Annotated in this window: 10 protein-coding genes; 8 read left to right on the top strand and 2 right to left on the bottom strand. The window is 46.0% G+C overall.

Translation table 11 applies throughout. The features are described from left to right. The first annotated feature begins 20 nt into the window (after positions 1 to 20). The gene (ppk1, locus tag WCK19_RS06040; RefSeq protein WP_342396473.1) at positions 21 to 2,189 is read left to right on the top strand and encodes a polyphosphate kinase 1; all 2,169 of its coding nucleotides are present in this window, start codon (positions 21 to 23) and stop codon (positions 2,187 to 2,189) included. Between the two features lie 43 nt (positions 2,190 to 2,232). Here ppk1 and WCK19_RS06035 read toward each other — a convergent pair whose 3' ends face one another. Beyond that, a complete protein-coding gene (locus WCK19_RS06035; RefSeq protein WP_342396472.1) occupies positions 2,233 to 4,827 on the bottom strand; it encodes a M1 family aminopeptidase in 2,595 nt (864 codons plus the stop codon). A 171-nt stretch (positions 4,828 to 4,998) separates the two neighbouring features. Here WCK19_RS06035 and WCK19_RS06030 point away from each other — a divergent pair, with 171 nt between their 5' ends. From WCK19_RS06030 to WCK19_RS06015, 4 genes are all read left to right on the top strand, one after another. Continuing rightward, positions 4,999 to 6,039: a phosphotransferase family protein gene (locus WCK19_RS06030; protein WP_342396471.1), complete on the top strand. Its 1,041-nt coding sequence runs from the start codon at positions 4,999 to 5,001 to the stop codon at positions 6,037 to 6,039. Continuing rightward, the gene (locus WCK19_RS06025; protein WP_342396489.1) at positions 6,014 to 6,343 is read left to right on the top strand and encodes a hypothetical protein; all 330 of its coding nucleotides are present in this window, start codon (positions 6,014 to 6,016) and stop codon (positions 6,341 to 6,343) included. Before WCK19_RS06030 ends, WCK19_RS06025 begins: the two co-directional genes overlap by 26 nt. A 10-nt stretch (positions 6,344 to 6,353) precedes the next feature. Further along, positions 6,354 to 7,139: a 1-acyl-sn-glycerol-3-phosphate acyltransferase gene (locus WCK19_RS06020; protein ID WP_342396470.1), complete on the top strand. Its 786-nt coding sequence runs from the start codon at positions 6,354 to 6,356 to the stop codon at positions 7,137 to 7,139. Between the two features lie 217 nt (positions 7,140 to 7,356). After that, positions 7,357 to 8,079: a histidine phosphatase family protein gene (locus WCK19_RS06015; protein WP_342396469.1), complete on the top strand. Its 723-nt coding sequence runs from the start codon at positions 7,357 to 7,359 to the stop codon at positions 8,077 to 8,079. Positions 8,080 to 8,486: 407 nt separating this feature from the next. Here WCK19_RS06015 and WCK19_RS06010 read toward each other — a convergent pair whose 3' ends face one another. Next, the gene (locus tag WCK19_RS06010) at positions 8,487 to 9,083 is read right to left on the bottom strand and encodes a TetR/AcrR family transcriptional regulator (protein ID WP_342396468.1); all 597 of its coding nucleotides are present in this window, start codon (positions 9,081 to 9,083) and stop codon (positions 8,487 to 8,489) included. A 141-nt stretch (positions 9,084 to 9,224) separates the two neighbouring features. Between WCK19_RS06010 and WCK19_RS06005 the strand changes: the two genes are divergently transcribed. From WCK19_RS06005 to WCK19_RS05995, 3 genes are all read left to right on the top strand, one after another. Next, positions 9,225 to 9,857 carry a class I SAM-dependent methyltransferase gene (locus WCK19_RS06005; protein WP_342396467.1) on the top strand — a complete coding sequence of 211 codons (633 nt, stop codon included), beginning with the start codon at positions 9,225 to 9,227 and terminating at the stop codon, positions 9,855 to 9,857. Between the two features lie 497 nt (positions 9,858 to 10,354). After that, positions 10,355 to 12,265, top strand: coding sequence for an ABC-F family ATP-binding cassette domain-containing protein (locus WCK19_RS06000; protein WP_342396466.1), 1,911 nt, complete (start codon positions 10,355 to 10,357; stop codon positions 12,263 to 12,265). A 41-nt stretch (positions 12,266 to 12,306) separates the two neighbouring features. Beyond that, positions 12,307 to 13,305, top strand: a complete 999-nt coding sequence (locus WCK19_RS05995; RefSeq protein WP_342396465.1) for an enoyl-CoA hydratase-related protein — start codon at positions 12,307 to 12,309, stop codon at positions 13,303 to 13,305. The last annotated feature ends 170 nt before the right edge of the window (positions 13,306 to 13,475 follow it).

The raw sequence follows: 13,475 nt of genomic DNA, 5'->3' as shown, positions 1-13,475 counted from the left end.
CAAGGAAATATAATAACTTTATGACTAGAAATCATCCTAGTAATACAGATAATCATCAACTTATCGAACCCCAAAAAGCTTATTTTAATCGTGAAATTAGCTTACTAGAGTTTAATTACCGCGTACTAGAAGAAGCTATGGATGAAACACATCCATTGCTGGAACGTGTGAAATTCCTAAGCATTTTCTATAGTAATGTTGACGAATTCTATATGATTCGGATTTCCGGTTTAAAAGCGCAGGTGGAAGAGGGAATTACCTCACCTAGTGAGGATGGGCTGACTCCTCGCGAACAATTGTTACTACTGAGCGACCGAGTACAGGCACTTTATAGTTTAGCAATAAAATATTTCAAGCAAACACTACTACCATTATTGGCTAAAGCCGGAATCCACATCTATAATTATTCAGAACTAAATGAGGAACAAAAAACCACTCTAAAGGGCTTTTTCGATAGCACCGTTTATCCGGTTCTTACCCCGTTGGCAGTTGACCCTGCTCATCCTTTCCCACATATCTCCAATCTGAGTTTGAGTTTAGCAGTTGCAATTAAATCCCCAGAGGGTGACAATAAATTCGCGCGTGTGAAAATTCCCCAAGTTTTGCCTCGACTTGTTCCGGTAGAAGTGCCATACGACCGCAACCAACCTGAGCTAATACGTGGGCGCAAACGCGGTTATGTTTGGCTTGAACAATTAGTAGCGGCGAATCTAGATAGTTTATTCACCGGTTTGCAAGTAGTGAATAGTTATGCTTTCCGAGTAGTACGCGATGCCGATATTGAAATCCGCCAAGACGAAGCAGGCGATCTTTTGCAAACTGTGGAAGAAAGCCTAGCTAGAAGACGCTTTGGTAGTGTAACTCAACTTCTAGTGGACGCACACACCCCAGAATCAATCAAAAGCATTCTTAGCTCCAACCTCGAAATTGAGTCAGACTATATCTATCCAACCGAGGGTCCACTTGGTTTAGCCAATCTCATGAGTCTGTATGAGCTTGAAATACCGGGGTTAAAAGACCCCCCTTTTCGCCCTCGCGTGCCGTCCAGCTTACGTAGCGGCACAGATATATTTGCCAGTATCAGAGCGCATGATATACTGCTACACCATCCCTATGACAGCTTTACGCCCGTAATTGATTTCCTCAATGCCGCTGCAAATGACCCAGATGTGCTGGCAATCAAGCAAACTATTTACCGGGTCGGTTCTAATTCTCCTATTGTAGAGGCTCTGGCAGAGGCAAGCCTGAACGGTAAACAAGTGTCGGTGCTAGTAGAACTCAAAGCTCGCTTCGATGAAGAAAATAATATAGAGTGGGCGAGGGCGCTTGAAAAAGCGGGGGTACATGTTGTCTATGGCGATATTGAACTGAAAACTCACTGCAAGATTTTGCTAGTAGTACGTAAGGAACCGGATGGTATCAGGCGGTACGTACACTTAAGCACCGGAAATTACAATTACAAAACCGCAAGGGTATATACTGATATAGGTTTATTCACTTGTCAACCGGACTTAGGAGCAGATGCTTCCGCGCTATTCAACTCTCTGACAGGCTATAGCGTTAATACGACTTATCGCAAACTTTTAGTTTCGCCCGGTGGAATCCGAAACGGTTTGCTGGAACGCATAAAACGCGAAGTTGAACATGTTAAAGCAGGTAGAGGGGGACAATTAATCTTCAAAGTAAATGCCCTTACCGATTTTACCTTGATAGACGCTTTATATGAAGCCAGCCAAGCCGGTGTCAGCATTGACCTCATTATCAGGAATAGTTGCTGTATTATCCCCGGTATAAAGGGGCTAAGTGAAAATATCAGGGTTATAAGTATCGTGGGACGCTTCCTCGAACATCACCGAATCTTTTATTTCCGCAATGGTGATAAAACCGCAGAGGAAGTCTGGCTTGGCAGCGCCGATATTATGCAACGCAATCTGGATAGACGTGTGGAGACCATGTTCCCGGTAGAAGAAATAACACTCAAAGAATGGTTAATCAAAGAGGTATTAGCTTCATACCTTAAAGATAACCAAAAAGCCCGGTTCCTATTACCTGATGGCGCTTACAAGCATATCAAACCAAAAAGCGAGGAACCTGCTTTCAACGCTCAACTATGGTTCTTGCGCCGTAGCCAAGAACATGACACCCTTCCAATTATAGAAGAAAATAAAATTACCAAAATAGAAGATTAGTAAGCAACATTGAGGGTGCGAATCTCTCCGCACCCTTGCCCCATTATTTTATTTTTGACTCCAGTGTTTCAAGCCGTTCGCGCAATTCCTTATTCTCACTTTGCAATTTGTCCAAATCTTCACGCAACTTCTTGACCTCGTCATCTTTTGCCGACTCAGTACGAATAGCGGCAATTGCCTCACGGCTGATTCTTATCTCTCGCCCTTCTACCGCAGTATCTACAATCCGTTGTAGATCGGGAATATGTCGGTTATCGCCTAGAGTTTGCGCCGCTCGAATTGCTTGTAAGCGGGTGCGCCAACTTGGGTCTTGCAATAATTCGGTTAACCGTTCAACCACCTTTTCTTTTTCAGCATCCTTAAGGGTTTTGCCAATTTTACCCAAAGCAGCCGTAGCCGCTTGCCGATTTTGGTCAGGCTTCCCGTAGGCAGTCCACTCTAGCGCAATCTGCAAGGCGCGTGCATCTTTCAATTCTACCAACCCGCTAATCGCACCGTTACGCACCATCTGGTTAAACGAATCGCGTGATAAAGCCGCTACAAGCGTATCAAAAGCGTCAGGTTGTTTTGTCTTACCAAGCGCAACAGCCGCAGAACCTTCTACAATATCGGTAATGTCGCCCTCCAGCACTTTGGTAAGCGCCTGCACAACCGCATCGGTGCGAAACTCGCCCAAGCCCACAGCAATTGCACGCCGCACTTTGGCATGCTTTTCAGTCTCCAACGCTACCAGCAACGCTTTTTCGGCAGCAGGAGTTTTAGCCACGCTAAGAGCTTTAGCACATTCGGCGCGAACCGCCCAGAAAGTAGCGTTTGCCAAACCCTTTGATAGAGCATTTACCGCTTCAAGCGTTGCCAGTTTGCCCAATTCTTGCGCTGCTAGGATACGCCCGAATGAATTGGTATCCTTCTCAAGTTGCGCTATTAACTGCTCTGCCGAACGTTTCCAGTCCACCGTCTTAAGAATCCAGTTATCCGGGTCGAAACTGGCAAAAAGCGGTTTTTCAACTAAGCGGAAATAGAAGGTCTGCTCTTTTTCTTCAAGCTCAACCTTAAATAGCTCACGCTTGCCGCTTTCACTTATAAAAGCGATTTCCATCGGTAAGGTGAACAGCAATGTTTCAGCGTTAATCTCTTGCGTTTGCACCACGCTGAATTTTGCAGTTTGGCTCTTATCGTCATAGCTATAGCTCAGCTTGAACTCAGGATAGCCGGACTTATAGACCCACTGCTCGAAAAAGCCTTGCAGATTAAAGCCGGTTGCCTCTTCAATTGCGCGTTCCAAATCGGAGGTAATCACGTTTTGGGTCTTGTGCTTGTTCACATAATAATTGATAGTCTTCCACCACAAATCATCGCCCAGAAGATAGCGAATCATGTGCAGAACCAACGAACCCTTCTCATAGAGATGGCGGTCAAACAGGTCTATCGGCATGTTAAAGGTATAGGCGACAATCGGGCGGCGATAATGCCCAGTATCTTCAGAGAAGTAAATTTGAGAGTTCTGGTACATCTCATAGATAAATTCATCGCGCCCAAGGTCATGCTCCGCCCATAGCGCTTCAAAGTAGGTAGCGAATCCCTCATTCAACCAACCATGACTCCAATCACGACATGTCAACCAATCCCCAAACCACTGGTGCGCCAACTCGTGCGCCAGCAAGGGGTCGCTGGAATAATCCTGATGGGCGCGTTCATCATGCAAAGTAGTATCAGTGAGAGTGGTAGCAGTAGTATTCTCCATACCCCCAAAAATAAAATCGCTGACACAAACACTGGCATATTTCTCATAGGGGTAGCGATGACCGACCTTCTCGGAGAAGAATTGCATCATTTGGGGAGTTTTGGTCAATGAAACACGCGCTTTTTCTTCTTCACCCGGCAAAACATAATAGGGTACTGGAATATCCTCCCAATTATCCTGAATTTCTACAAACTCTGCTGCTGCCAGCGTTATCAGATAAGAGCTATGAGGAATCGCCTGTTTCCAGTGGTAGGTTCTGGTTCCGGCAGAAGGGTGATGCTTAGTCTCAAGTAATGCGCCATTTGACAGAGCGAACATATTCTCCGGCACCGTAACCCGCATTTCGGTAACAGCCTTCTGATTTGGCGCATCGTAGCATGGAAACCAGTAGTGGTTATCGGTATCTTGCCCTTGCGACCACACCTGTAACTTTTTATCGGGATAAGCTTCACTAGGCGCTACAAAATATAATCCACAGCGGGGATAAGCCACATATTCGATTACAATCGTTAGTTCTTCGTTCGATTTACAAGGTTTGCCTAGTTCAATTTTAAGTTTTGCATCTTCGTGTCTGAAAAGCAAAGCTTTGTTCTCACCTTCAAGCCACACTTTATTAACTACAGTATGCTCAGAATCGAAAGTTATGGAATCCAACCCATCATTGACGGGTGTAAGGGTGGTGCGTACCAAACCTGCCACACTTTTGTTATCAAATTGCACTGTAATATCCAGAAATAAATGTTGTAGCGCGTACTCACGGTTAGGCGCATAATGTGGTTTATCGCCCGGTAGTGGGAACGGTCTTACGCCTCCCGCTCGCGCTTCCTTCTGCTCGTAGAGTGAAAGCATCCGACTGCAAGTATGAGAAGGCAGCAATTCATGGTAATTTGCCAATCTGGTTTCCTCTTTCTATAAAGAAACGAATTTAAATTTATTGAGCGAAATATTTTACTATAGGTATTCTATGACATACGAACAGTTTTTTCAAAGAAAAAGGTTGATGCTATAATTCAGCAGAAAGACATTTAGCTATCACTACACACATTTTTTGGAGCTAAGCCATAAATGACAACGTTATCAACTCTGGTGGACGAGTTTGCTTTACGACTCTGGATGCAAACCAATGTGCGGGGTGAAGATGCTCCGGTTACAATTCAACGCATTGGAGAGGGACATTCAAACCTCACATTTCTAGTAAAGCGAGGCACTGACGAATTTGTTTTGCGCCGCCCTCCGCTACCACCCTATCTACCTACCGCCCACGATGTCATCCGCGAATGGCGCGTTATCAATGGGCTAAAAAATAGCCGCGTTCCGGTGCCAGAACCGATTGCAGCTTGTGAGGATAACAACGTAATCGGTGCGCCCTTTTATATGATGAGGCGGGTTGAGGGATATGTTATTCGTGGTGAGTTGCCGTCTGAATTTGATAATGATAAATCCCGCCTTGAAATTTCACGGGAATTAGTACGAGCTATGGCAGAACTACACTCGGTAGATTATCATAAAGTTGGGCTGGCTAATTTGGGCAAACCAGAAGGCTATATCGCCCGCCAGTTGAAACGTTGGAACGGTCAACTAGAAGGTGCTTATACCCGTGATTTGCCCGATTTAATCTGGGTAAGCGAATGGCTTAAGGAACATCTTCCCGACTCTCCTCCTTCTACACTGGTTCATGGCGACTACCGCTTGGATAATGTGATAATCGGCAAGGGGCAACCTGCAAGCATAATCGCAATTCTGGACTGGGAACTCGCTACACTGGGCGACCCTTTGGCAGATGTGGGTTATCTACTTTCGTTTTGGAGCAATCCCGGAGACCCGCCGATTCCCTTTAACCTAGAAATGGGTCAAATATCGGTACAACCCGGTTTTATGAACCGCCATCAAGCTGTTGAATATTATGCGGAATTGACCAGCACCAAAGTTGGAAATCTGAATTTCTATGTAGCTTTAGCTATTTGGAAATTGGCTATCGTGCTGGAGGGCAGTTACAAACGTCACAAGTTGGGTATCACCGATGACCCGTTCTTCGCAACCCTAGATGAAGGCGTACCCGCATTAGCAAAACGGGCGCGTGGTGTGTGCGAAGGAGCGCCAATCTGATTTAATCCAGAAAGATGTCACAACTATGAAAGTATTACTACGAGTACACGCGCTATTGATTTCTTTGCTACTGGATGATTCCGACTCCGATTCTGACTCTGGCGATAGTGACTCCGCTTCCAGCGATGGCAGCGACACCTCCTCAGATGCCTCGTATTCGGCGGAGAGTAGTTCGGATAGTGGAGGAGGAGGCGATACTGTGGCTCAGTCAGCGCAGCCAAAAAAACGATTAAACCCGGAAGATTTAAATCCGGGTGACTTTGGCGATATTCCGCCAAACTTCCCAAACCCACCCGGTCAATAGCTGAAAAAGTATGACGGCTAAATCGAACGACAAAGCTTTCTTGCATGCCTACTATGCACCGAAAGTATGGTGGCGCGTGGCGCTTTTCTGGGTATGGTACACACTTGCAACTATTATTTATCCGCGACTTTCAAGCCTAGTTTTCTTTCGCCGCCTCGTTGATAAGCCAGTACAGGTGGAAGGATTAGAAAATCTGCCCACTGTCGGCTCTTTTGTATTGACGGCTAACCACTATCGGGGAGCAATTACGCTAGATGTAATAGCCGCCATCTATGCAGTAGTACAACAGGCTCGCCCGGAATTTAAGGAAGAATTTATCCTAGTGGTAGGGCAGCGTCCTTCCAAACGCAAGAAAAAACCGCCAATACCCTCACGCCTTACAAAAAAACTGATAAACTATGCTTACCAACGTTGGAGCAAAAATGCGGTGCGGATAACTTTGGGTAACGAGTGCGCCTCCATCAAAGCTCTACGAGAATGGAAATTGCGCGTCAAACAGAATCCGGCGCTGGTCTTCCCGGAAGGAAAAGCTCGACTGGTATTCGGCAATATCCGACCCGGCGCAGGCAGATGGCTGAATTCGCTAGGGCTACCGATAATTCCGGTAGGGGTTTGGTGGCATAACGGCGGTTGGCATGTCCGAATTGGCAAACCGCTCATCTGGTCGGCTCGTTCTGAACTTTTTGAAGTGCAGCTTGGCTTGAACATTGCGGCTCTTTTACCGCAAGAACTGACGGGACAATGGTCGAATAAATTAAAACTATGGCAGGAAGTTCACCGAGTAGCAGCAGAATAACATGAACTGGAAAAATCGTGTTTAGCAACTGAAATGCGCTGTCACACAGAACAAGTCCTTTTTTTTATGGCAGTATTACTTTCCGATGGTATAATCTATGTTTGGGTGCGCTGGAAAGGCAACTCTCTTTTGCCGGAAATCGCGGGGCATATAGCCTGAAACGGTACGCTGGCAATCGGACAACTAGTCATATCATAAAATTTGAACAAAGGAAATTATGAGCGAGACTTCTCAAAACATCGGCTCGAATCCATTTATGAGTCGGGCTAACGCCACCGAAATATTGCTGATAAGGCATGCCGATGCCCTGCCTGACCCTGCCGAAGTCGTTCCCGGCGGTAGTTACGATGACCAACCTTTAAGCGCAAAAGGACGCGCCCAAGCAGACGCGCTGGCGCAACGATGGGGAAGTATCAAGCTAAAAGCAATCTATAGCAGCCCTTTGCGGCGCACCATCGAAACCGCTACCCCGCTCGCCAATTTACAAGGGCTTGACATTATCCCTATAGCAGGGGTGCGAGAAATTAACATTGGACCTCAATTCAAGCTCGAAGAAACTTTATCTCCGACTGAAACTGCCACCGCCCTTCGAGAACGGCTTGACCGCATTATCCAGATTGCCGCAATACATGGCAGTTGGGACGCTGTTAATACGGAAGAACGCTCCGCCGATTTCCGCAAACGTGTTGTAGAAGCAATGGACAGCCTTGCTTTAACACATATCGGAGACCGAATTGCAGTTTTCTCGCATGGGGGCGCAATAAACATCTATATTTCAGAGGTGCTGGGTATTAACCGCGATTTCTTCTTCCCTTGCGGAAACACTTCCGTAACCTTCTTACGTATCTTTAAAGGACAGGACGGAAAGCCACAACGCCTGTTGGTTTCTCTCAATGAATTAAGCCATCTTCGCGATGCCGGATTATTAAAAGAAGATTGACAGTACCAATCTAAAGGCTATTCAGGTCTGGTGCAAGTTCAGAAAGGGGGTGCAGGAGTGTCCATTTGAACTCACCCTTTCTCCTCTTCCTCTCTGTCAGGCGCAACAGGTTTATTGCACGAAAACCTTTTTTTGCAGCTGCCCTGTTGCAAGTAAGGGTTATTCCTCGATAGTAGCCGTCCCCAAAGTTAATCCGCTAATCAGGGGAAATACTATAGATGCCATGCCCTTACCCTGAACCAGACATTACTTTAAATTGACACACTTGCTGTATCTCTTTGCGAGAAGTCTCAACTAAACGCATTTTCCCTACATAATATTTTTAGCCCTTATTGGCTAGTTTGAAGGCTGTACACCCTAAAACGGCGTATTTACCAAACCTATATAACCTAATAGCTGTGGAGTAATCACTGCACCAAAAACTGTCCTACCAAACGATGATACCAGTTATTCATTTGTTCAGCGGAGTAGGGTAGGTCATTGTCGAACCACCACGTTAATAGTGCCATGAGCGAACTCGCAAGGAATTGCACCATCAGTTCTACTGGCACTTCCTCCTGTGACTCATTGTTTGCTAAATACCCACTGAACATTTCTTTCAGGTATTCATAGAAAATTTTGGTAATCACAGAACCGCTTCGTTTTCCCACTACCGCCTTGTAAAGCGCGTAGTGACTTTGAGCGTGTTTGAAAAAAGCAAGGCTTATCTGCATTTCAGGGTCTTTCAATCCCACTTCCAACCCCAGTTTCTGGTGCTGCTCCTCAAAGCTAGTTCGTAACTTTTCAAGCCCGCTCATCAGTAATTCATCCTTATCCAGAAAGTGGGAATAGAAGGTAGAGCGCCCCACATTGGCTTGGTCAATCAAATCCTGAACGGTTATCTCATCGTAATCCTTTTCCTGAATAAGTGAAATTAGCGCGTCTTGTAATAGTTGCCGAGTTCGTTGGATTCGCCGATCTGCTGATTTGTGGGCTTTTTCGATCTGAGTTGTTTTAATTTCCATACAATTTCATTTCCACCATTCAGTATTGAACAAATCTTACAAAATTGATTGTTGCATAATTGGCTAATTAGGATTATATAATAAGTGAACATCTTGTTCAATATCGGCTATAGTGTACCAGATAAGAGAAAGAGGATTTCCATGATTGCACATACCCATGAAAAAGCTTCGAAAGGCAACCTTGTTCGATGGTCTAAACGCTATGACGCGATTTTCGGTCACTTGTTGAGAGGAAGCGAAGGAAGGGTTATCGAACTAGCTGAAATCAAAGCAGGTGATACAGTATTAGATTTGGGGTGTGGTCCTGGTAATCTCACCTTAAATGCTAAAGCTAATGTCGGTAAAACCGGTAAGGTATTCGGGATTGATGCTGCCCCAGAGATGATAGAATTAGCAAACAAAAAGGCGGCTGAAAAAGGGGTAGAAGTGGGATTTCAGGTAGCTTACGCGCAAGAATTACCTTTCGCGGATGCCACCTTTGATGTAGTAATTAGCCGGTTGGTTTTCCACCATTTGCCGGGAGATCTAAAACTTCAGGCGTTGAACGAAATACAAAGGGTGCTAAAACCGGGAGGCAAGTGCTTGGTGGTGGATTTCGACATGCCTTCCTTACCAGTAGTTGGCGGTCTTTTCAAGCATGTCCTGAGCAACCACACTATGCCGCAAACAGATGTTAGAAATTATGCAGTTCTGATGAAGCAGACTGGTTATCAGGAAGTGGAATGTGATTCCACCGGACGACTGTTATTGGCATATGTAAAGGGCAAAAAATAAACGATAGAAAATAGCCAGCCGTTTATTTGGCTATAACTATCATAGATTGGGCTTTCAAGGGTCTGAAACTTTAGGACTAACAGCTTATCTAAGGCAGTTTGGTGGGTACCAGTGGTCTGGCTTAAACACTCGCTAATGGCTTGCTTGAAACCGTCAAACTTTTCGTAATAATGCGAATATAAACATTACCCTGATTGCTAGTGGGTCAAGTTACAAATAAATTGCCTATTAAATCAAGCAAATTGAGCTTAGAGCAATGGCACCTCAATTGCAATGTGACCCACTAGTACAGGGAAAATGCGTTTAGTTCAAACTTTTCATGAAGGCTAAAGCAAACGCAACTAGCCATCAAGAGAGACAAGCTCAAAGTAACCGCTTCAAAGCTGGCATTTATTTCCAAACGCATTTTCCCTACCCGTATAGTATGACCTAAATATAACCAGCATCACTTGTGCTATACTTATAGCCGAATTGAAGAATAAAACAGAATTAAGAATATGTCAGTATTAAACGCATACAAACTAAGCAAATCCTACAATATTTATCCTGTCTTTAAAGACGTTACCTTCCAAGTTAACGAGGGCGAGAAAGTCGCACTAGTTGGGGTGAACGGCGCGGGAAAAAGCACCCTGCTGCATATCATTGCCGGACAGGAAAGCGCTGATACCGGTGAAATCGTAACCCGGCGTGGTTTTCGCATTGCCTATCTTCCCCAAGAAGCTACCTTTGAATCCGAAAGAACTCTATATGCCGAAATGCTGGAGTCTTTTGACTCTTTACGTGCCGACCAGCTAGAAATAGCCAGCCTCGAAGAGCAGATGACTGCCAGTACCGAACATAGCGGAGCGCAATGGGAAGCTCTGCTGGAGCGTTATGGTGAACTGACGCATCGCTTTGAAATGGGCGGCGGTTACGATTATGAGGTTCAGATTGAGCAGGTGCTAACCGGGTTGAATTTCCCGCGCCCGATGTGGCAACAACCAGCCACTCGGTTTAGCGGCGGTCAAAAAACCCGCGCTGCTTTGGCAAAAGCGCTGCTCTCTACCCCAGATTTACTGCTACTGGACGAACCCACCAACCATCTTGACCTTAAAACGTTAGAATGGCTGGAAACCTTCCTTTCTAGCTGGAACGGCACGCTTATCGTAATCAGCCACGACCGATATTTTCTGGATAGGGTAGTAACCCGGGTGCTGGATCTAAGCTTCGGGGTGGTTGAAGATTATCCCGGTAACTATAGCAAGTATCTTTCCTTGCGTGCCGACCGTATCGAGCGGCGTGTGGCAGAATACGAGGCACAACAAGAGCATATTGCCAAAACTGAAGATTTTATTCGCCGCTACAAAGCCGGGCAGCGTTACCGACAGGCACGCGGGCGGCAAAAGCAACTGGATCGCTTGGCTCGATTATCGCGCCCCAAAGAGCGGGACAAGTTGCATATTGCCCTACAAAGCGAGTTGCGTAGCGGGCGTTTGGTGTTGGCAACCGAAGAGCTTGAAATCGGTTATCGTGATAAGCAAAGCGCACATTCGCTGTTCAAAGCTCCAGACCTTGAGGTGCAAAGGGCTGAACGTATCGCAATTATCGGCTCTAACGGCAGCGGGAAAACTACTTTTCTAAAGAATATAATGGGCGAAACAACCCCACTCAACGGTCTGGTGGAACTGGGTACAAACGTGCGGGTTGGCTATTACGCCCAATCGCATGAAGGCTTGAATTTCAAAAATACGGTGCTGGAAGAAATACTTTGGGCAGCCCCGATGAGTGAAGGCGAAGCGCGAAATTATCTAGGACGGTTTCTGTTCAGCGGCGATGATGTGTTCAAGAAGGTTTCTTCTTTGTCCGGTGGCGAGCGCAGCCGGGTGTCGTTGGCTAAATTAACGCTTACCAAAGCTAATTTCCTGATTCTCGATGAGCCAACCAACCATCTGGACATTAATGCACGGGAGGCTCTGGAAGAGCTTTTGAGCGAGTACAACGGCACGATTTTATTTGTTTCGCACGACCGCTACTTTATTGATGCGTTGGCAACTCAGGTTTGGGCTATTGAAGAGGGTGAACTCAACTCATATTTGGGCAATTACAGCGATTATCAGGAATGGAAAGCTCGCAAACGTGCGGAAGTAGAAAATAAACGAGAGCAACCAAAAGCGGTAAAAGCAGTAACCCCTGCTCAAAACGGCAAATCTTCTAGTGATAAAGAAGAGCGACAACGCCTTCGTAAAGTCACAGAATTGGAAGATTCGATAGCAAAACTGGAAAAACGGCTTAATGAGATTAGCGAGGAATTAACCACTGCCAGTTCTCGACAAGATATAGAGGCAATTTCTCGGCTGAGTAAGGAATACGAAACTTCCAGCGCAGAGCTTGACCGTCTTTTCAAAGAATGGGGCGTATTGGCAGGATGAGTTTTTACAAATAAATCGAACAAGGGGGAACCTAGATAAAAATGGCTTACCAGTTTGTATTATTTGACCGTAGCGAGGGTGTTGGGATGGTAACTTTGAATCGCCCCGAACAGCTTAACGCCTTTACGCTCCAGATGCTGGAAGAGCTACTAAATGTGTTCAAGGGTATGGAACGTGACCCGGAAGTGCGTGCGATTATCCTGACAGGCGCTGGCAAGGCTTTTTGTGGTGGCGAGGATTTCAAAGCACGCGCCCAGCAGGAGATGCAAGCTCTGGAATCTACCACTGTCGCCCCGCCCGCTTATGCCTATAACCCCCAACCAATCGCGAATCCAATGCCGATAGCGAATCCCGATTACACACCGCTAAATCCGGGACCTCCTCCTTCTTTTCAGCGCAGTGAGACTCAAGACCCTTTCGCGCCTGTTTACAGCCCGAATCCTGCTCCAAAAACTCCTGAATCTGTCGCTTCAACCCGTCCGGTTTCAATGCCTGAATTGATTAGCCGTGCCTATTCTCCGCTTTTACTGCAAATTCGGCGCATCCGTAAGCCTGTAATCGCAGCGATTAATGGCGTGGCTGCCGGAACGGGGTTTGGGCTGGCTTTGGCTTGCGATGTGCGCTATGCCAGCGATAATGCGCGTTTTCTGGAGGTTTCCACGCGGGTGGGTTTAATGCCGAGCGGTGGGTTAGCCTATCTCTTGCCACGTCTTATCGGTACTAGCCGAGCAATGGAACTGACTTTTGCAGGAGAAGAAATGACGGCAGGGGAGGCGTGCAATTTGGGGTTGGTCAGCAAAGTGGTTACGCCCGAATCCTTGCTGGATGAAGCCCGTAAGTTGGCTTTACGCCTTGCCAAGGGACCTACTCGCTCTATTGGTCTGGCAAAAACCCTTATGAATGAGTCTTCACAACTGAGCTTCGAACAGTCGCTTAATATGGAAGTGCAATTGATGGAAGAATCCTCTCGAACACAGGATTACAGGGAAGGTTTAAAAGCCTTCCTAGAAAAACGTGCGCCAAACTTCAAAGGAAGTTAATCTACACAAATAGAATAATTACTGAGATTGCCTAAAATAAAAGAGTTAGGCGGTTTTTATACTTCTTAGGATTACTTCTAAGCTTACGTTGGCAACGATTGCAATGCCATTTGTACCGCTATAGCCAAACCTTAGCGCGGGGTGAAGCTCTAACTATTTTCGAGTTTTAC

Origin of the sequence: Candidatus Chlorohelix sp. (assembly GCF_037138995.1) — a bacterium.
GTDB lineage: Bacteria > Chloroflexota > Chloroflexia > Chloroheliales > Chloroheliaceae > Chlorohelix.
The sequence above is the reverse complement of the archived record's forward strand: the minus strand, read 5'-3'. Positions and strand labels throughout refer to the sequence as shown.

Bases quoted from the DNA above. Each gene is read 5' to 3' on its own strand.
- WCK19_RS06020 (WP_342396470.1), top strand. From the start codon at position 6,354: ATGACGGCTAAATCGAACGACAAAGCTTTCTTGCATGCCTACTATGCA.
- WCK19_RS06030 (WP_342396471.1), top strand. From the start codon at position 4,999: ATGACAACGTTATCAACTCTGGTGGACGAGTTTGCTTTACGACTCTGG.
- WCK19_RS05995 (WP_342396465.1), top strand. From the start codon at position 12,307: ATGGCTTACCAGTTTGTATTATTTGACCGTAGCGAGGGTGTTGGGATG.
- WCK19_RS06015 (WP_342396469.1), top strand. From the start codon at position 7,357: ATGAGCGAGACTTCTCAAAACATCGGCTCGAATCCATTTATGAGTCGG.
- WCK19_RS06010 (WP_342396468.1), bottom strand. From the start codon at position 9,083: ATGGAAATTAAAACAACTCAGATCGAAAAAGCCCACAAATCAGCAGAT.
- WCK19_RS06005 (WP_342396467.1), top strand. From the start codon at position 9,225: ATGATTGCACATACCCATGAAAAAGCTTCGAAAGGCAACCTTGTTCGA.
- ppk1 (WP_342396473.1), top strand. From the start codon at position 21: ATGACTAGAAATCATCCTAGTAATACAGATAATCATCAACTTATCGAA.
- WCK19_RS06000 (WP_342396466.1), top strand. From the start codon at position 10,355: ATGTCAGTATTAAACGCATACAAACTAAGCAAATCCTACAATATTTAT.